The sequence below is a fragment of the Allosphingosinicella indica genome (assembly GCF_900177405.1).
GTDB lineage: Bacteria > Pseudomonadota > Alphaproteobacteria > Sphingomonadales > Sphingomonadaceae > Allosphingosinicella > Allosphingosinicella indica.
Genome location: NZ_LT840185.1, coordinates 2,357,327 through 2,375,514 on the forward strand (window position 1 = coordinate 2,357,327; position 18,188 = coordinate 2,375,514).

General features: G+C 67.8%; 15 protein-coding genes and 1 tRNA gene. 10 read left to right on the forward strand and 6 right to left on the reverse strand.

Annotated features, from left to right (window positions below; translation table 11 throughout):
- Positions 1-2: 2 nt before the first annotated feature.
- The gene (locus B9N75_RS11715) at positions 3-275 is read left to right on the forward strand and encodes a DUF1467 family protein (RefSeq protein WP_085218959.1); all 273 of its coding nucleotides are present in this window, start codon (positions 3-5) and stop codon (positions 273-275) included.
- On the opposite strand, the gene B9N75_RS11720 is transcribed toward B9N75_RS11715, so the two are convergent.
- Positions 272-2,575, reverse strand: a complete 2,304-nt coding sequence (locus B9N75_RS11720; RefSeq protein WP_085218960.1) for a coiled-coil domain-containing protein — start codon at positions 2,573-2,575, stop codon at positions 272-274. The two genes, B9N75_RS11715 and B9N75_RS11720, sit on opposite strands and share 4 nt — an antisense overlap.
- A gap of 81 nt (positions 2,576-2,656) precedes the next feature.
- Between B9N75_RS11720 and B9N75_RS11725 the strand changes: the two genes are divergently transcribed.
- The 5 genes from B9N75_RS11725 to B9N75_RS11745 all read left to right on the forward strand — a co-directional run bounded on the left by B9N75_RS11725 (position 2,657) and on the right by B9N75_RS11745 (position 8,465).
- The gene (locus B9N75_RS11725) at positions 2,657-2,965 is read left to right on the forward strand and encodes an Hpt domain-containing protein (RefSeq protein ID WP_085219628.1); all 309 of its coding nucleotides are present in this window, start codon (positions 2,657-2,659) and stop codon (positions 2,963-2,965) included.
- A gap of 63 nt (positions 2,966-3,028) precedes the next feature.
- Positions 3,029-4,237 (forward strand): hypothetical protein, encoded by a 1,209-nt coding sequence (locus B9N75_RS11730; RefSeq protein WP_085218961.1) that lies wholly within the window; start codon positions 3,029-3,031, stop codon positions 4,235-4,237.
- A 35-nt stretch (positions 4,238-4,272) separates the two neighbouring features.
- A complete protein-coding gene (locus B9N75_RS11735; protein ID WP_085218962.1) occupies positions 4,273-5,331 on the forward strand; it encodes a DUF2336 domain-containing protein in 1,059 nt (352 codons plus the stop codon).
- Positions 5,328-6,701 carry a sensor histidine kinase gene (locus B9N75_RS11740; protein ID WP_085218963.1) on the forward strand — a complete coding sequence of 458 codons (1,374 nt, stop codon included), beginning with the start codon at positions 5,328-5,330 and terminating at the stop codon, positions 6,699-6,701. Before B9N75_RS11735 ends, B9N75_RS11740 begins: the two co-directional genes overlap by 4 nt.
- Positions 6,702-6,905: 204 nt before the next feature.
- Positions 6,906-8,465, forward strand: a complete 1,560-nt coding sequence (locus tag B9N75_RS11745) for a S41 family peptidase (protein ID WP_157123816.1) — start codon at positions 6,906-6,908, stop codon at positions 8,463-8,465.
- Positions 8,466-8,477: 12 nt separating this feature from the next.
- On the opposite strand, the gene B9N75_RS11750 is transcribed toward B9N75_RS11745, so the two are convergent.
- Complete coding sequence (locus B9N75_RS11750; RefSeq protein WP_085218965.1) at positions 8,478-9,764, reverse strand: citrate synthase; 1,287 nt, start codon at positions 9,762-9,764, stop codon at positions 8,478-8,480.
- 12 nt (positions 9,765-9,776) lie between these two features.
- Positions 9,777-11,204: a glutamate--tRNA ligase gene (gene gltX / locus B9N75_RS11755; RefSeq protein ID WP_085219630.1), complete on the reverse strand. Its 1,428-nt coding sequence runs from the start codon at positions 11,202-11,204 to the stop codon at positions 9,777-9,779.
- A 104-nt stretch (positions 11,205-11,308) separates the two neighbouring features.
- Here gltX and B9N75_RS11760 point away from each other — a divergent pair, with 104 nt between their 5' ends.
- Positions 11,309-13,456: a ComEC/Rec2 family competence protein gene (locus B9N75_RS11760; RefSeq protein WP_244552340.1), complete on the forward strand. Its 2,148-nt coding sequence runs from the start codon at positions 11,309-11,311 to the stop codon at positions 13,454-13,456.
- Here the strand turns inward: B9N75_RS11760 and B9N75_RS11765 are convergent.
- The 3 genes from B9N75_RS11765 to B9N75_RS11775 are packed head-to-tail and all read right to left on the reverse strand — an operon-like array spanning position 13,402 to position 15,029.
- On the reverse strand, positions 13,402-13,740 hold the full coding sequence (locus B9N75_RS11765; RefSeq protein ID WP_085218966.1) for a VOC family protein: 339 nt from the start codon (positions 13,738-13,740) through the stop codon (positions 13,402-13,404). The genes B9N75_RS11760 and B9N75_RS11765 overlap by 55 nt on opposite strands.
- A complete protein-coding gene (gene lexA, locus B9N75_RS11770) occupies positions 13,740-14,390 on the reverse strand; it encodes a transcriptional repressor LexA (protein WP_085218967.1) in 651 nt (216 codons plus the stop codon). Before lexA ends, B9N75_RS11765 begins: the two co-directional genes overlap by 1 nt.
- Before the next feature lie 57 nt (positions 14,391-14,447).
- Positions 14,448-15,029 (reverse strand): anthranilate synthase component II, encoded by a 582-nt coding sequence (locus B9N75_RS11775; protein WP_085218968.1) that lies wholly within the window; start codon positions 15,027-15,029, stop codon positions 14,448-14,450.
- 89 nt (positions 15,030-15,118) lie between these two features.
- Between B9N75_RS11775 and lon the strand changes: the two genes are divergently transcribed.
- The 3 genes from lon to B9N75_RS11790 all read left to right on the forward strand — a co-directional run bounded on the left by lon (position 15,119) and on the right by B9N75_RS11790 (position 18,167).
- Complete coding sequence (gene lon, locus B9N75_RS11780; RefSeq protein WP_085218969.1) at positions 15,119-17,530, forward strand: endopeptidase La; 2,412 nt, start codon at positions 15,119-15,121, stop codon at positions 17,528-17,530.
- 149 nt (positions 17,531-17,679) lie between these two features.
- Positions 17,680-17,955 (forward strand): HU family DNA-binding protein, encoded by a 276-nt coding sequence (locus tag B9N75_RS11785; RefSeq protein ID WP_085218970.1) that lies wholly within the window; start codon positions 17,680-17,682, stop codon positions 17,953-17,955.
- 137 nt (positions 17,956-18,092) lie between these two features.
- Positions 18,093-18,167 (forward strand) — tRNA-Val (locus tag B9N75_RS11790).
- Positions 18,168-18,188 lie beyond the last annotated feature (21 nt).

The window sequence follows — 18,188 nt, forward strand, 5'->3', positions numbered from 1 at the left end:
ACATGAAGATCGGCTCGATCCTCGCCATCTATGCCCTCTTCTGGGTGATGGGCTTCTTCCTCTGCCTGCCGTTCGGTGTGCGCACCGACGAGGAGGTGGGCGCGCGCAGCAAGCCCGGTCACGCCGACAGCGCGCCGCACCGCTTCAGCTTCGGCAAGGCGGCACTCCGCGCGACGATCCTCTCCGCCGTCGCCTTCGCGCTGTTTTATCTGAACTATCTCTACGGCTGGATCAGCGTCGCCGACATCGACTGGGCCGCGCCGCCGGCGCGTTAGGCGCGCAGGCGCTCGATCGCCTGGGCGAGCGCGACGTAAAGCTTGCCCATGTCTGACGAGAGGATGGTGACGCCGAGCGCCGATCCGTCGCGGTCCGCGAGCACGCGGCGAATCATCGATTCGAAATCGTGGATGTAGCGGTTCACCTGCTCGCGGAATTCCGGCTCGGTCTCATAGAGCTGCAGCACCTCGCGCGCCTCGCCCGAATCAAGCAGCCGGACTGCGCGGCGGGTGAAGATGCCGCGATCGCCCTTCAGATAGGCCGCCCAGGCGCTGTCGGTGACGTCGTTGGACAGGACCTTGGTTACGTCGATCGCGGTAGAATTGAGCGACTCGATGAGCAGCGCGACGCGGCGTGAAAGCGCGGCCGATTCCTGTTCCTCTCGCGTCTTATGCTCTTCGTCCATGCGGCGTTCGAGCGCGGCGGCGGTCTCGCTGATTGCGAGCAACTGCCGGGTGAGACGCTCGGACGCGGCGCGCGCCGCGTCGGCGGCGCTTTCCGCGCTCTTGGCGACATCGTCCATCTGCTGCTGGATCGGGCCGGAAATGGCGGCGGCGATCGCATCGCGGCTCGCATCCGCGAGCTTGGCGGCGCTTTCGGGGATGACCGCGCCGATTGCCGTGCGCGCGCGCTCGGCCGCTTGACCGGCGGTTTCGCGCACGCGGACCAGCGCTTCGACGAGGCTGGGCCCGGTTTCGGACGACAATTTGGCGGCGGCGCGGTCTGCTTCCGCTGCGGCTTCGCCCAGCGCGAGGATCTGCGTCTGCGCCGTATCGAGACCTGTACCGAGCCGGGTCAGCAACGCCTCCAGCACATCCTGCTGTGTCTTGAGGCTTGCTTCCGCCTCGCCCATCCGCATCGCGGCGGCGTCGGCCGAACCCTCGACGGCCTGCACCTGCGGGAGGATCGCGGTCGCGGCCGCGTTGGTCTGTTCGGCCCGCGCCTCTACCTTCTCCAGCGACGAGGAAATCTTGACGTCGAGCTGCTCGGCGACTGCGGTAAGCGCCTGCGCCATTTCATGTGCGCGATCGATGAGATCGCCGGCGCGCTCGTGGCCGGTGCCGAGCTCGGTGAACAGCTCCTGCGCGCAGGCGCGCACCGTCTGGAAGGAATCGGTGAGGATGGTCGCGCCGGTCGACCCGGATTCGCGCAACGTGTCGAACCGCTCCTCGAGCGATGCCATCTCGCGGGAAAGGCGATCCATCAGCGCATGGCTCGCGGCATCCTGCGTTGCGAGATGGCCCGCCAGACCCTGAATTCGGCCGCTGATCGTCTCGAGCCGCTGCGCGAGGTTGCGCGTCGCTTCCTCACCGGCATGTTCGAGGGCGGCGCGGTTCTGCTCGATCGAGGCGAGCATCGCGGCACCCTGCGCGTCCAGCGCCGAGCGGGTGGTGTCGACCGCGTCCGAGGCCTGGGTCATGCTGCCGTCGATCGCCGCGGTCATCGCGGCGGCGGCCTGCTCCATCCGCTCGGACGCCGCGGCGGCGTTGCTCTCGATCCGCGCGAGATGCGCGCCGAGCCGCTGCGCCGCGCCGCCGGCGGCTTCGTCCGCCTCGCGGCCGCGCGCGGCGAGCGCGGAGAGCTGCCCTTCGAGCGACCCGGCCTGGCTATGCGCCTCGATGCCGACTTCGCGCAGCGCCGTTCCGACCGCGCGCGCCTGTTCCTCGGCGCGGGGCAGATCGTGGAGAAGGACGCCGATATCGACCCGCGCGTTCGAGGCGGCCGACTCCAGCGCTTCGGCCTGGCGGTCGAGCGTCTTGGTCTCGCGGGCGAGATAATGGGTGACGCGGCCGAGCCGGTCGGCGGCTTCGTCGCCGAGCGTCATTAGCCGCTCGGCCTCGCCGGTAAGCTGCGCCTTATTGTCCGCGAGCCGTTGCGCGACGATCGCCAGCACGTTTTCCAGCGCCGTGCTCTCGCTCCGCATCTCGGCGACCGCCTGGCGGAAGCGCTCGGTCTCGCGGCGCGGCGAGCGGCCGAGGATGATCCACGCGATGCCGAGCAGGATCAGCGGCGGGCTGACAAGGTTCGCCCAGCCGAGCGCGCTCTCGATCGACGGCGGCGCGGCGCGCCACACCGACCAAGCCGAGACGGCGATCCAGGCGAGCGCGAGCAGGACGATGATCGCGCCGACGATCGCGGGGCGGCGTGACGGGCGCTCCTCGTCCGGCTCGGCCTCGCTGCCCAGCCATTCGGCGAGCGTCTGTTCCTCGGGCGCCGATTCGGGCACCGTCGAAACCCCCGCGAAAACCCCATCCCCTTGCGGCTGCTGCGCTTCTGCGCGCGGATACCCCATGCTCATCACGGGACTGTATCATGTTTGGACGCGGGCGAAAGCTGCGGCGGCAACGGGGTGTTAACGCTCGTCGCCTATGCCGGGCGGATGGTCTATGATCCGGGCGCCCTCAACGCATCGCTTGCCGCCGCGGTGGGCACCGACGGCGATCTGATGGCCGAGTTGCGCGCCGCGTTCCTCGAAAGCGCCGAGCGGCAGGCGGACCTGCTGGCCCGCGCGCGCTGCGATGCCAACTGGACGATCGCCGCCTCGCGCCTCAAGAGCGTCGCCGCGAGCTTCGGCGTCACCGGCCTTATGGACCTCGCCGAAGAGGCGCTGACCGGCGCTCCCAGCGACCCCGTTATCCTCCGCCGGATCCAAGCCGCACTCACCGACTTCCGTGGCAACGCCGCCTAAGCGCTTTGCAAGAGCCGCGGCAGCGGCTTATCCGGCTCTTCCAACCTTGTTCGGGGAAGACGCTTGGCGCTCGCCGCCCTCATTTGTGCCTATCAGGATGCTGCCGGCCCCGGCGGGCGGCTACGCGCAACCTTGCCGCTCGCGGGACGAACCTTGCTTGAGCGCCAAGCGCGGCTGGCGGCGGCGGCGGGCGCCGATCCCATCCTCGTGCTGGTCGAGCGGCTGCCGCCCGATCTGATCGCGGCGCTTGACCGGCTGCGCGGCGAAGGCATCTCGATCCGCGTCGCGCGCACCGTCGCCGAGGCCGCGGAAGCGGTGCATCCGCACGAGCCGCTGCTGCTGATCGCCGACGGGCTGATCGCCGATGCCGAGCATTTCGGCCGGATCGCCAATGCCAGCGGCGCCACCTTGCTCAGCCGCCCCGACGACGGCGACGAGACGTTCGAGCGGATCGACGCCGATTCGCGCTGGGCGGGGATCGCCAGGCTCGACGGCGCGATGCTGCGGCGGACGGCGGCGATGCTGGGCGAATGGGATCTCCAGTCGACGCTGCTGCGCCATGCCGTCCAGGCCGACGTGCGGCAGGTCGCGCTGCGCGGCGATTCGGAAGATGCGCCACTCACGATAGCCCAGCGTGACGCCGATCTGATCGCGATCGAGCAGAAGATCGTCGAAAGCGCCAATGCCGCGCGCGGCGGCTGGGCATCGCGCTACATCCTCGCGCCGATCGAGCGGCTGGCGACGCGGCTGCTGATGCCGACCCGCGTTACCCCCGATCTGTTGCGCTTCGCCGCGGCGGGGTTGACCATCGTCGCGGCGGTCCTGTTCGCGCGCGACTGGCTGTGGGTGGGCGGTGCGGTGATGCTGGCAGCGACGCCGCTCGACGGCGCCGCCGACCGGCTGTCGCTGCTTCGCATGGAGCAGCCGCGCATCCACGACTGGTGGGCGCAGATCCTGCCCGCGCTCGCCGCCATCGCGCTCGCCGCGCTTGGTTTTTCACTGTCGGCCACCTTCGGGTGGGGAAGCCTGCTGCTGGTTGCAGTGACCTTGGCGTTCCTGCTCGCGCTGCACGGCGAAACGCGGGGCGATCCAGTTCCTGCGGCCGAGTGGCTGGCGGAGCGAAAGGGGATGACGCTCCTCATGCTGCCGTTCGCGCTCACCTGGAACTGGATCGGCGGGCTCGGCGCGCTCGCGCTTTATGCCGCCGCATCCTTCTTTTGGGCGCAGCGCGCGGTGCACCGGCCCGCCGCGCCGCCCGCCGACGAGGATTAGCAGCGCTTTAACGCTGTTCGCGCTAAGCCTCCCCTATGTCGGAAGGACCGCCGAACCTGGGTGAGCGCGGAAGCGATGCGGCGCGGCTGCTGGTCGCTGCCGCACGACGCCATGCGGCCGCCGGACGGCAACTCGCCATTCCCGAAGCGCTGCGGCTCAGCGAGCAGGAGCGACGCATCGTCGCCGGCCTCGCAGACGCGCTCGGCCGGGCAGTGGAGGACGAGCTTCGGACGGCATTGGCGGTGCGCGCCGCCGCGGCCGGTCGCGAGGCGCTGGCCGCCGCGCTTTCGTCAGCGCATGTCGCGATCGCCGGGCCGCTGGTCGATCGATCCGGGTTCTGGCGCGATGGCGATCTGCTTGCAGTGCTGCTGCGCCGCGTGGAAGAGCATCGCCTCAACCGCGCCGCCGCGTCGGCTGACGATCCGCTCCCCGCGCTCATCCGGGACGGCGATGAGGAGATCGCAACCGAAGCGATGGCAGTGCTGATCGCGCGGAGCCGGCGGCTCGATCGTATCGAGGAACCGCTGGTCACCCGCACCGAACTTCCAGCGGATATCCAGCATCGTCTGGTCTGGACGGTCGCGGCGGGACTACGGCTCTACATGACGGGGCAACAGGCGCTGCCCGCAGATCTCGCCGATGCCTGGCTCGCCGAAGAGGCTGCGAACTTTCTCGCGCATTATGACGAGGGCGACACGCTCGATGCCCGCTGCGCGCGGCTGGCGGTGCTGCTCGATGCGGCAGGCCGGCTGGACGATGATTTCCTGATCCACGCGCTGGGCGGCGGCAGCTTTGCGCTGTTCCTGGCCGCGATCGCGCTTCGTGCGCGCCTTGCCGCCAGCGATGCGTGGACGATCCTGTCCGACACCGACGGGCGCGGTGCGCCACTTCTGCTGCGCGCCGCCGGCGTCGGGCGGCATGCCTCTGCTGCGCTGCTGCTCGCCTTGGCGCGCGAGGAGTCGGCTTTGGCGCCGCAGCTCGACCTCTTCGACCTCGTCGATCCCGATACCGCGCGCGCCGCGCTCCGGCTGTGGCGCACCGATCCGGCCTATCGCGCCGCGCTGGCCCGGATGCTGGACCGCGAGGCGGCATGAGCGCACTCGAGCAGAGCAACGCCGCGCCGGTCCGCGGCCGTGTCGATCGCGACGGACGGCTGATCGAGGCCGAACCGATGCTCGAGGCGCTGCACCTCCGCGCCGGCGGCGTGCCCGGCGGGCCGATCGCGGTGCCACAGATCGCGGCCCTGGTGCGGCTGTCGCGGCGGCTCGGCATCGTCGTCTCGCGCGCGGTCGTCGCGGCGGACGGCGACGACGATCTCGACTTATGGGTGCGCGCCGATCCGGGCGATGAGGGCGCCTCGCTTTCCGTGTCCGGCTGGCGGCGCCAGCCCGCGCGGCCGCCTGCCGACGCGCCCCAGCACGAGCGCGACGCTGATTTCCTCCGCGCCGGCGCGGACTGGATGTGGGAGACAGACGCGCGGCTCAATTTCACTGCCCTGTCCTCCGCCGCGATCGTCGCGTCGGGGCGCCCGACCGCCGATCTGATCGGCCGCCAGCTCACCCGGCTGTTCCGGCTCGAAGAGGATCGCGACGGCAATCTGCCAATCCTGACCGCGCTCGCCGATCACCGCCGCTTCGATCGGCAGGTCGCGATCCTGCGCGGGCCGACGCGCGCGCGCTATCGCCTCGCCGGCATACCGATGATCGACGGGGCAGGGCGCTTCGCGGGCTTCCGCGGCTCGGCGACCGGCATCGGCGATCCCGACATCCCAGCCAACGACACGCGCGACCCCGATGCGCCGGCATTCGGCGAGCGTCTCGACACGGCGCTGCGAGTTCCGCTCGACCATATCGTCAGCGCCGCCGAGGCGATGCGCGCGCAGGCGGAAGGCCCGCTCGGCGACGATTATGTTGGCTATGCGGGCGATATCGCCTCGGCCGGTCGGCACCTCCTCGCGCTGGTCGACGATCTGGTCGATCTCCAGGCGATCGAGCGGACCGATTTCCGCCCGTCGCTGGAAGCGCTCGATCTCGCCGATATCGCCCGCCGCGCCGCCGGCCTGCTCGCGGTGCGCGGCGCGGACCGCGGCGTGAAGATCGACACGCCCGGTGAGGACGAGCAGGCGCCGGCGATCGGCGAGTTCCGCCGCACGCTGCAAATTCTCACCAATCTCGTCGCCAACGCGGTCCGCTATTCGCCCGAAGGCGCGATGGTCTGGATCCGCACCGAGCGCGAAGGCGACATCGTCGCCGTCGTCGTCGCCGATCAGGGCAAGGGCATCGCGCCCGACGATCACGAGCGCATCTTCCACAAGTTCGAGCGGGTCGATCCCGCCGAACCGGGCGGCACCGGCCTCGGCCTCTACATCGCCCGCCGACTCGCCCGCGCGATGGGCGGCGACATCATCGTCGACAGCGCGCCGGGGCAGGGCGCGCGCTTCACCCTGACGCTCCCGGCAGCTTAACACCGTTCGAAAACGAACGTAGTCGTCCGTTTTCGGACAAACAGCGACGCGCTTCGCAGAGACGAGAGCCAGCGGCACGCGAATTGCTGACTGTCGAGCCGAATGGCTTTGGAGGGTCTGATGCGTCGTTTGTTCTGCGCTGCTTTTGTGACGAGTTTGCTGACGACGGCGTGTGCCGGTCCCAATAGTGTCCGGCCTGTTGCCGTGCCATCACGGGCTGCGGCGGCGCCCAATTGGGAAGGCGAGATGCGCGGCGATCCGTGGCCGATTTTTACGACCCTGACGCTCGCGCCGGATGCGCCGACTGGCACGCTCGATCTCAACGGCCAGAAGCTCGAGCTGACCGATGTGATATGGAGCGGCGAGCGGCTCACAGCCAATGCCAAGGGTAGCCGCGGCCCGATCCCGATCGAGGCAATGCGGACGGACGACCGCCTCATCGGCACATTACGCGGTCAGACCGAGCGTCCTTTCGAATTGCGGGCATTTGTGTTGCCAAAAGCAGCCGCCAATCGCCTCGAAGCCTGGCGTCAGGATGTGGATGCACTCGCGACCCGCTTCGCCGCAGCCGATCGGAGCTTTTCGCCCGACGCCCGTGTTCGCTTCCAGGAAGCGCTTCGCAGTCTCCGGCGCGAGATCCCGCGGCTCAACGACAATCAGATCATCGCGCGCATGGCCGCGGCGATCGCGCTGGCCGACAACGCGCACACGCGGCTCTATCTCCTCCGCAACCGTACGGCGCTCCGCCGCCTGCCGATCCGGCTCTGGTGGTTCGGCGACGATCTCCGTATCGTCCGGGCGCCGCGCGATCAGGCCGGGTTTCTCGGTTGCCGGGTGACGGCGATCGGCGGGGTGGATGCCGCAACGGCGAAGCGCCGGGTGGCGCCGCTCTTCGCCGGCAACGCCTCCTGGCAAACCTACAAAAGCAGTTATTCGCTATCGAGCCCGGATGCGCTTCAGGGCGTCGGCGTGATCACCGATGCCGATCGCGTCAAGCTGACACTGGCGGACTGCCCGGCGGCGGGCCAGGTGACGATGGCGACGCCGGCGCTCGTGCCAAGCGACAAGGCGGTGGAAGCTTGGTGGGATCTCAGCCCGCTCAAGGCCGCGACCGGCGATTGGGTCCAGGCGCTCGATGACAAACGGGCTTCCCTGCCGCTGCATCTCCGCCAGCCCGACCACAATTATTGGTATGAGGCGCTGTCAGGCACGAACGCGCTTTATGTCAATTACAGCCGTTCTCAGGAGGATGCCACCGAGACCACGGCGGCATTTGCCGATCGCGTGCTTGCGGAGGTGGCGCGGACGAAACCTTCAGCGCTGATTCTCGATCTCAGGTTCAACACCGGCGGCAATCTCGAACTCGGCCGCGACATGATGCAGCGGCTCGAGCAGGCGACACGCGGCATCCCGCGCTACATCATCACCGGCCGCGCCACTTTCTCGGCCGGTATCACGCACCTCGCGTCATGGCGCGAGGCAGGCAATGTCACGATCGTCGGGGAGCCGGCGGGCGACCGGCTCGACATGTGGGCCGAGGGCGGCAACATCCGTCTACCCAATTCGGGCCTCGACGCGCATTTCGCCAATGCCGCGCATTCCTATTCGCCGACGCCGTGCCCGCCCGATGTGGCATGCCTCGACATGGCAAGTCCGGACATCGCGCCCGATATTCCCCTTACCGAGCGGTGGGCGGATTACCGGGCGGGGAGGGACGTCGCGCTGGAAGCGATCATGGCGGACTTGGCCCGGCGCGGTTCCTGACCGCGCCGGCGGTCAGCGCTTGTCGACGGGCACGTAATCGCGCTGCGTCTGGCCGGTGTAGAGCTGGCGCGGACGGCCGATCTTCTGCTCGGGGTCGGAGATCATCTCGTTCCACTGCGCGACCCAGCCGACGGTGCGGGCGAGCGCGAACAGCGCCGTGAACATCGAGGTCGGGAAGCCGATCGCGTTGAGGATTACGCCCGAATAGAAATCCACGTTCGGGTAGAGCTTCTTCTCGATGAAATAATCGTCCTTGAGCGCGATCTGCTCCAGCTCCTGCGCGGTATCGAGCACTGGATCGGAGATGCCCAGCTCCTTCAGCACTTCCTGCGCGGTCTTCTGCATCACCTTTGCGCGCGGATCGAAATTCTTGTAGACGCGGTGGCCGAAGCCCATCAGCCGGAACGGATCGTTTTTGTCCTTCGCGCGGGCGATATATTCCGGGATCTTGTCGGGCGTGCCGATCTCGCGGAGCATGTTGAGCGCCGCCTCGTTCGCGCCGCCGTGCGCCGGACCCCAGAGGCATGCGATGCCGGCCGCGATGCAGGCGAACGGGTTGGCGCCCGACGAGCCCGCCAGCCGCACCGTCGAGGTGGAAGCATTCTGCTCGTGATCGGCGTGGAGGATGAAGATGCGGCGCATCGCATTCTCGATCACCGGATTGACCTCATATTTCTCGGCCGGGACGCCGAAGGTCATGCGCAGGAAATTGCCGGTATAGGTCAGCGAGTTGTCCGGATACATGAACGGCTGACCGACCGAATATTTATACGCCATCGCCGCGATCGTCGGCATCTTGGCGATCAGCCGGTGGCTGGCGATCATCCGCTGCTCGGGATCGGTGATGTCGGTCGAGTCGTGGTAGAAGGCCGAAAGCGCGCCGACGACGCCGCACATGATAGCCATCGGATGCGCGTCGCGCCGGAAACCGCGGTAGAAGGTCGCGAGCTGCTCGTGCAGCATGGTGTGGCGCGAGATCGTGTAGGTAAAATTCTTGAGCTCGTCGGCGGTCGGAAGCTCGCCGTTCAGCAGCAGGTACGAGACTTCCATGAAGGTGGAATTCTCCGCGAGCTGATCGATCGGATAGCCGCGATGGAGGAGAATGCCCTCGTCGCCGTCGATATAGGTAATCGCGCTCTCGCAGCTCGCCGTCGAGGTGAAGCCCGGATCGTAGGTAAAGAGCCCGGTCTGGCCGTAGAGCTTGCGGATATCGATGACCGAAGGGCCGACCGAACCGTCGAGCACTGCATAATCGTTGGTGTTGCCGCCGATGTTCAGCGCTGCTTTGGTGTCGGCCATAATCTCATTCCCCTATAGGTTCGCCCGCTCCGCGATCCGCGCGAGGCTCTCGTCGCGGCCCAGCAGAACCAGCACATCGAATATTCCCGGCGACGTCGCCCGGCCGGTCAGTGCAGCGCGCAGCGGCTGCGCCACCTGGCCGAGCTTCACGCCGGCGCTTTCGGACACCCCACGCACGGCCTGCTCTGTCGCCTCGCCCGTCCACTCGGGCAGCGCGGAAAGCGCCGCATGGACGAGGGCGAGCAGGTCCGCCGCTTCGCCTTCTAGCAAGGCGGCGGCGCGCTCGTCGAGGTCCAAGGGACGGGTTTTGAAAAGAAACGTTGCGCCTTCCGCAATCTCGCCCAGCGATTTGGCGCGCGGCTTGAGCTCGGGCATCGCGCGGGTCAGCAGATCGCGATCGGCCTCGGTGAGCGGCCGCCCGACCAGCTTGGCGATATCCGGGGCGGCGATGTCCGCCAGCCGGGCATCGTCGGCCTCACGGATGTAGTGGCCGTTGAGATTTTCGAGCTTCTTGATGTCGAAGCGCGAGGGCGAACGGCCGACGTGCGCGAGATCGAACCATTTCACCGCATCCTCGCGCGCGATGATCTCGTCGTCGCCATGGCCCCAGCCGAGGCGGAGGAGATAGTTGGATAAGGCTTCGGGCAGGATGCCCAGTTCGTCGCGGTAATTGTCGACGCCGATCGCGCCGTGGCGCTTGGACATTTTGGCGCCGTCCTGTCCGTGGATCAGCGGCACATGCGCATAGACCGGCTCGGGCCAGCCCATCGCGCGGATGATTCCGAGCTGGCGGAAGGCGTTGTTGAGATGATCATCGCCGCGGATGACGTGGGTCACGCCCATGTCGTGATCGTCTACCACCACCGCGAGCATATACGTGGGCGTGCCGTCCGAGCGGAGCAGGATCATGTCGTCCAGCTCGGCATTCTGGACGGTGACGCGGCCCTGGACCGCATCCTCGATCACCGTTTCGCCTTCGTGCTCGGCTTTCAGGCGGACAACGTAGGGCGCATCGGGGGAGGGCGCGTCGGGCGCGCAGTCGCGCCACACGCTGTTGACCTTGAACGGCCGGCGCTCGGCCTGCGCGGCGGCGCGCTGCGCGGCGAGCTCCTCCTGCGTCATGTAGCAGCGATAGGCGTGGCCGTTGGCGAGCATTTCGTGTGCGACCGCCGCGTGCCGCTCGGCGAAACGCGACTGGAAATAGGCGTCACCGTCCCAGTCGAGCCCCAGCCAGCGCATGCCGTCCAGGATGGCGTCGATCGCGGCCTGGGTGGAGCGCGCTTTGTCGGTATCCTCGATCCGGAGCAGGAACTTGCCGCCGTGGTGGCGCGCGAACAGCCAGTTGAACAGTGCGGTCCGGGCGCCGCCGATATGGAGGAACCCGGTCGGCGAGGGCGCGAAACGGGTGACGACCGAACGAGGCTCGATGCTTGCGCTCACGCGCGGATTCTCCAAGGATGGCGCCCGAGATGGCGACGAAAGACGCGGGCGCCCCTAGCATAGCGGTACGGTCGCTACAAATAGCGGCCGGTGTTGGAGCGCGCGTGCGTCCGCTGGGGTCGCTCCGCAGCCTGGCCGAAGCGCTGGAGCTGATCGCGGAGCGCGAGCACGACCGCCTGCCGCTGTGGCTGCCGGTAGGGCTGGGTGCCGGCATCGCGGCCTGGTTCGTCCTGCCCGACGCGCGGTGGTGGACCGTGTTCTTGCTGATCGCAGCGGCGTTGGCGATGGCCGCGCTCGCATTCGCCGGCGGCACGCGATGGGGACGCGCGCTGGCGATCTTCGCAGGCGTAGCGGCGCTCGGCGTTGCGCTCATATGGTGGAAGGCGGAGCGGGTTGCGGCGCCGGTGCTGGAAAGGCCTGTCGTCACATCCTTCACCGGACGGATCGCGCAGGTCGAGCCGCTGCCCGCACGACAAAGCGTACGGCTGACCCTCGCAACCGCGAGCGACGACATCCCTCCCAAAGTCCGCGTGAGCATTCCAGAGGACCGAATGCGCGATGGCCTCCGGCCGGGTGCCGAGATCGCCTTGCGGACGCGCCTGATGCCGCCGCCGCCGATGGCGGTGCCTGGCGCGTATGACTTCGCTCGCGTCGCCTGGTTTCAAGGGCTCGGCGGCACCGGGCGGGTGATCGGCGACGTCGAAATAGTGCGCGAAGCGCCGCGCGGCGCTTGGGGCGACCGGATCGCGGGCTGGCGCCAGCAACTCTCGGCGCATGTCCGCGAAAGCGTGGGCGAGGGCGGCGCGGGCGCTATCGCCGCGACGCTGGTGACCGGCGACCGCGGCGCGATCACCGATGAGGATGCCGAAGCGATGCGGCGCAGTGGTTTGGCGCACCTGCTCTCGATCAGCGGCCTGCACGTGACCGCGGTGGTGGGCGCCGCGATGCTGCTGACCTTGAAGCTGCTCGCGCTCAGCCCGGCGCTGGCGTTGCGCTGGCCGCTGGTGCTGGTCGCCGCGGGGGCCGGCGCCGCGACCGGCGTTTCCTATACGCTGCTCACCGGCGCGGAGGTGCCGACGATCCGCTCGTGCATCGCGGCGCTGCTTGTCCTCGGCGGCATCGCGATGGGGCGCGAGGCGCTGACCCTGCGCCTGATCGCGGCGGGCGCGCTCATCGTGCTGCTGTTCTGGCCCGATGCGCTTGCCGGACCCAGCTTCCAGATGAGCTTCGCCGCGGTGACGTCGATCGTGGTGCTGCACGAGCATCCGCGCGTAAAGGCGCTGCTCGCGCGGCGGGAGGAAGGATATGCGGCGCGGATCGCGCGCGGCATGCTCGCGCTGCTGCTCACCGGTATCGCCGTCGAGCTTACCTTGACGCCGATCGCACTGTTCCACTTTCACAAATCCGGCATGTACGGCGCGCTCGCCAACATTATCGCGATCCCGCTCACCACCTTCATCGTCATGCCGGCCGAGGCGCTGGGATTGTTGTTCGATGTCGTCGGACTCGGCGCGCCCTTCTGGTGGGTGGCAGGGCAGGGGCTGACCTTCATGCTGTGGATCGCCCATAGCGCGGCCAATGCGCCGGGTGCGCTCGCGATGCTGCCGAGCATGCCGCCGGGCGCCTTCGGCCTGATCGTGGCAGGCGGACTATGGGCCGCGCTCTGGCAGACGCGCTGGCGGCTGGCGGGTTTCGCGCCGATCGTCGCGGGCGCGTTGTGGGCATTCGCGACACCCCCGCCGGATCTGCTGGTGACGGGCGACGGCCGCCATCTCGCGCTACGCATGCCCGACGGGAGGTTCGCGACGCTGCGCGGTCGCGCCGGGGATTATGTGCGCGGCATATTGGGCGAAGGGCTCGGCACCGACGGCGAACTGTCCGCGCTCGACGAGACGAGGACGGCCTCCTGTAGCCGCGACCTCTGCGTCACCGATATCGTCCGCGACGGCCGGCGTTGGCGCCTTCTGGCCACCCGAAGCCGTGACTTCGTCGCCTGGCGCGACATGATCCGTGCCTGCGCAGAGGCCGATATCGTCGTCGCCGACCGGCGATTGCCAGAAGCCTGTGCGCCGCGCTGGATCAAGGCCGATCGCGCATTGCTGGCAAAGACCGGCGGCCTCGCCATATCATTGGGCGGTCGGCCCAAGGTCGTCAGCGTCGCGGATCGCGTTGGGCGACACCCCTGGCGGCAAGACGGTCAGTCGTCGGCTTTCACGGCGGCGAGTTCGTTGCCGGCGACATCGACGAAATGAAATCGCTTGCCGCCGGGGAAAGCGAAAATCGGCTTACTGATCGTCCCGCCGGCCGCCTCGACCGCGGTCACTGCCGCCTCCAGATCGTCTACTGCGATCACCGGCAGCGGCGCGCCGGGGGCTTCGCTGCTATCGCCCTGGAGACCGATGTCCGTATCGCCGCTGGTCGTGGCGGCATAGGTCGGCCCAAACGCGGTCAAGCTCCAGCCGAACGCACGCTCGTAGAAGGCCTTGGCGGCGGCAACATCGCGAACGGGCAGTTCGACGTAGTTCAGCCGTGCCATCAGTAGCGTCGCAGAAGGCCCGCGAGCTTGCCCTGCACGACCACCTGATCGGGCCGGTAGCGCTGCGGATCGTAATTGCGGTTGGCGGGATCGAGCCGGATCATCGAACCTTCGCGGCGGAAGGTCTTGAGCGTTGCTTCGCTATTGTCGACCAGCGCGACCACGATCTCGCCGTCGCGCGCGGTGTCGGTCTTGCGCACCAGCGCATAGTCTCCGTCGAGAATGCCCTCGTCGACCATCGAGTCCCCGGACACTTCCAGCGCATAATGTTCGCCCGGCCCAAGCAGCGCGGCGGGGACCGCGAGGCTTTCGGTGCCCTGCAGCGCCTCGATCGGCGTGCCGGCGGCGATCCGGCCGTGCAGCGGAAGCTCGACGATGTCGTTCGAGTTCGCGGCAGCGGGGATGACGGGGCGGGGCGCCGCCTTGGATGCCGCGCCGTCGGGCATTTTCACCACTTCCAGCGCGCGGGCGCGATTGGGAAGGCGGCGGATGAACCCGCGCTCTTCGAGCGCCGAGATCAGCCGGTGGACGCCGGACTTCGATTTCAGCTCCAGCGCGTCCTTCATCTCCTCGAACGAGGGCGAGACGCCGCTGTCGGCTAGATGGTCGTGGATGAAGATCAACAGCTCTTGTTGCTTGCGCGTCAGCATCACCTCGGCCCTTCATTGGAACGGACAGGGAACGTGTAGGAAACGCCGCGGAACCTGTCAAGCGAGCGCAGAGCGCGTCACGCCGGCGATATCGAGGAAGTTGGCGAGGAGGGCATGGCCCTGATCGCTCGCCACGCTTTCCGGGTGGAACTGAACGCCATGGATCGGGAGATGTTGATGCCGCAAACCCATCACGACGCTGCCCGCGGTGGCGTTGACGAGGAGCGGCGCGACAACGCCCTCCGCCGCGAGCGAATGATAGCGCGCGACGGTGAAGGACGACGGCAGGCCGGCGAATACGCCGCTGCCGTCGTGCGCGATCGCCGATGTCTTCCCGTGGACGGGCGCGGTTCGCACGATCCGTTCGCCCCAATGCGTCGCAATCGCCTGATGGCCGAGGCATACGCCGAGCAGCGGACGGGCCGCCGCCACGCAGGCGGCGACGAGATCGGGCGACACCCCGGCATCCTCCGGTCGCCCCGGTCCCGGCGAGATGACGAACGCCTGTGCGCCGCTCGCCAGCGCCTCGGCCGCGGTCAGCGCGTCGTTCCGCTCCACCCGCACCTCGGCACCCAATTCGACGAAATAGCGCACCAGATTCCAGGTGAAGCTGTCGTAATTGTCGATGACGAGGATCATGCCGCCTTCATGCGCCTGCCGCGCCCGCGGTCAATGTCATTGATGCGTTAAGGGGAGGCCCCATATAACGGGCCAAGACTGGAGTCCCGATGACCGAAACTTTCCCCGTTCTTCCGCTGCGCGACATCGTCGTCTTTCCGCACATGATCGTGCCGCTGTTCGTGGGCCGCGACAAATCGGTCGCGGCGCTCGAGAGCGCGATGGCGGCGGACAAGTCCATCTTCCTCGTCTCGCAGCTCGATCCGGCCGAGGACGATCCTGATCGTGATGCGCTCTATGATCTCGGCGTTGTCGCCACCGTCCTCCAACTCCTGAAGCTCCCCGACGGCACGGTGCGCGTGCTGGTCGAGGGCCAGCGCCGCGCGACGCTCGCCACGCTCGAATCCGAGGGCGGGCATCTCGTCGCCACGGTCACGCCGGTCGAGGGCGAGGAGCCGGAAGGCGCCGAAGTCTCCGCACTGATGCGTTCGGTGGTCGACCAGTTCGAAAATTATTCGAAGCTCAACAAGAAGCTCCCCGCCGAGACGGCGGTGCAGCTCGGCCAGATCGAGGAGGCGTCCAAGCTCGCCGACGCGGTCGCGGCCAACATCACCATCAAGGTCGCCGACAAGCAGGCGCTGCTCGCCGAGCTCAATCCGGTGCGCAGGCTCGAGATGGCGTTCGCCTTCATGGAGGGCGAGCTTGGTGTGCTGCAGGTCGAGAAGAAGATCCGCAGCCGCGTGAAGCGGCAGATGGAGAAGACCCAGCGCGAATATTATCTCAACGAGCAGTTGAAGGCGATCCAGCGCGAACTCGGCAACGAGGGCGAGGAGGGCGACGGCGACGAGCTGACCGAGCTCGCCCGCAAGATCGAGCGGCTGAAGCTTTCCAAGGAAGCGCGAACCAAGGCCAAGCAGGAGCTGAAGAAGCTTCGTGCGATGGCGCCGATGTCTGCGGAAGCGACGGTGAGCCGCAATTATCTCGACGTGCTGCTCGGGCTGCCTTGGGGCAAGCGCTCCAAGGTGCGCCACGACATAACCGAGGCGCAGCGCATCCTCGACGAGGATCATTATGGTCTGGAGAAGGTCAAGGACCGGATCGTCGAATATCTTGCCGTGCAGGCGCGCACCAACAAGCTCAAGGGGCCGATCCTCTGCCTCGTCGGCCCGCCCGGCGTCGGCAAGACGTCGCTCGGCCGCTCGATCGCCAAGGCGACGGGCCGCGAATTCGTGCGCCAGTCGCTTGGCGGCGTCCGGGACGAGGCCGAGATCCGCGGCCACCGGCGCACCTATATCGGCTCGCTACCCGGGAAGGTCGTGTCGAACCTCAAGAAGGCCGGCACGTCCAACCCGCTGTTCCTGCTCGACGAGATCGACAAGCTCGGCCAGGATTTCCGGGGCGATCCGGCGTCGGCGCTGCTCGAAGTGCTCGATCCGGAGCAGAACTCCAAGTTCCAGGATCATTATCTGGAGATCGATTACGATCTCTCCGACATCATGTTCGTCACCACCGCGAACACGATGGACATGCCGCAGCCGCTCCTCGACCGCATGGAGATCATCCGTCTCGAAGGCTATACCGAGGACGAGAAGGTGGAGATCGCCAAGCGCCACCTGATCCCCAAGCAGATCGAGGCGCACGGGCTGACCGAGGGCGAGCTCGTCATCACCGACGAGGGGCTGCGCTCGCTGATCCGCCACTACACCCGCGAGGCGGGCGTCCGCACGCTGGAGCGCGAGATCGCCAAGGTCGCGCGCAAAGCGCTGCGCCGCATCCTCGAAGCGAAGGACGTGACGCTCGAAGTGACGCCCGAGACGCTCGGCGAATTCGTTGGCGTGCGCAAATATCGCTTCGGGGTCAGCGAGGAAGAGGATCAGATCGGCGCGGTCACCGGCCTCGCCTGGACCGAAGTCGGCGGAGAGCTGCTGACCATCGAGTCGGTGACGGTCCCCGGCAAGGGCCAGATCCGCACTACCGGCAAGCTGGGCGAAGTGATGAAGGAGTCGGTCCAAGCCGCTTTCTCCTTCGTCCGTGCGCGCAGCCCGAGCTATGGCGTCAAGCCCAGCGTCTTTTCGCGCAAGGACATCCACGTCCATTTGCCGGAAGGCGCGGTGCCGAAGGATGGCCCTTCGGCGGGCATCGGCATGGTCACCGCGATCATATCGACCCTGACCGGCAACCCGATCCGCCGCGACGTGGCGATGACCGGCGAGGTGACGCTTCGTGGGCGGGTTTTGCCGATCGGCGGGCTCAAGGAAAAGCTGCTCGCGGCGCTGCGCGGTGGCATCAAGACGGTACTGATCCCGGCCGAGAACGAAAAGGATCTGGCCGAAATTCCTAGGGTCATCACCGAAGGGCTGACGATCATTCCGGTAAGCCACGTCGACGAAGTGCTGTCGGTGGCGCTCACCCAGCCAGTCGATCCCATCGAATGGACCGAGGCAGACGAGTTGGCGGCGGTTCCGCCAGTCGAGCTTTCGGCAGCGCCGGAAGACCGCGGAGGAGTCGCCAGCCGCCACTGATTTGTTACCCCGCAGCATCGGATTTCATTGGGGAATGCGCGATTTTCGGACGAAATTGCGCGCATTCCCCTTTGACTCCGCAAGGGCACCTGTTCTTAGATGGTTTTTCGGCGCTCAGCCGCGATTCCAAGCGTAAACAGGGGTTCGAAATGAACAAACAGGAGCTTATCGGCACGGTTGCGGACACGACCGGGCTCAGCCGCAGCGACGCCAGCAAGGCCGTGGAGAGCGTCTTCGACGCGATCACCGCTTCGCTGAAGAAGGGCGATGAGGTCCGACTGGTCGGCTTCGGCACCTTTGCCTGCTCCAAGCGCAAGGCGTCCACCGGTCGCAACCCGCGCACCGGCGAGCCGATGCAGATCCGGGAATCGACCCAGCCGAAATTCAAGGCCGGCAAGGGCCTGAAGGACGCCGTCAACGGCTGATCGGGACGGGCCGGCCGGAGGGCAGCCGGCCCGACTTCGATCTACAGGCGATTAGTTTTCCGCGGTGCTGGACAGCGCCGTGGCCGCGCTCTAAGGAGCGCGCTCTTCGCCGGCCAGCGGCCGGCGATGCGGGGCATGGGCGCGTAGCTCAGTGGTAGAGCACTGTGTTCACACCGCAGGGGTCGCAAGTTCAATCCTTGCCGCGCCCACCATGCCCCGCCTTTCGGCTCCCC

Bases quoted from the DNA above. Each gene is read 5' to 3' on its own strand.
- B9N75_RS11715 (WP_085218959.1), top strand. From the start codon at position 3: ATGAAGATCGGCTCGATCCTCGCCATCTATGCCCTCTTCTGGGTGATG.
- B9N75_RS11720 (WP_085218960.1), bottom strand. From the start codon at position 2,575: ATGAGCATGGGGTATCCGCGCGCAGAAGCGCAGCAGCCGCAAGGGGAT.
- B9N75_RS11725 (WP_085219628.1), top strand. From the start codon at position 2,657: ATGGTCTATGATCCGGGCGCCCTCAACGCATCGCTTGCCGCCGCGGTG.
- B9N75_RS11735 (WP_085218962.1), top strand. From the start codon at position 4,273: ATGTCGGAAGGACCGCCGAACCTGGGTGAGCGCGGAAGCGATGCGGCG.
- B9N75_RS11740 (WP_085218963.1), top strand. From the start codon at position 5,328: ATGAGCGCACTCGAGCAGAGCAACGCCGCGCCGGTCCGCGGCCGTGTC.
- B9N75_RS11750 (WP_085218965.1), bottom strand. From the start codon at position 9,764: ATGGCCGACACCAAAGCAGCGCTGAACATCGGCGGCAACACCAACGAT.
- B9N75_RS11765 (WP_085218966.1), bottom strand. From the start codon at position 13,740: ATGGCACGGCTGAACTACGTCGAACTGCCCGTTCGCGATGTTGCCGCC.
- lexA (WP_085218967.1), bottom strand. From the start codon at position 14,390: ATGCTGACGCGCAAGCAACAAGAGCTGTTGATCTTCATCCACGACCAT.
- B9N75_RS11775 (WP_085218968.1), bottom strand. From the start codon at position 15,029: ATGATCCTCGTCATCGACAATTACGACAGCTTCACCTGGAATCTGGTG.
- lon (WP_085218969.1), top strand. From the start codon at position 15,119: ATGACCGAAACTTTCCCCGTTCTTCCGCTGCGCGACATCGTCGTCTTT.
- B9N75_RS11785 (WP_085218970.1), top strand. From the start codon at position 17,680: ATGAACAAACAGGAGCTTATCGGCACGGTTGCGGACACGACCGGGCTC.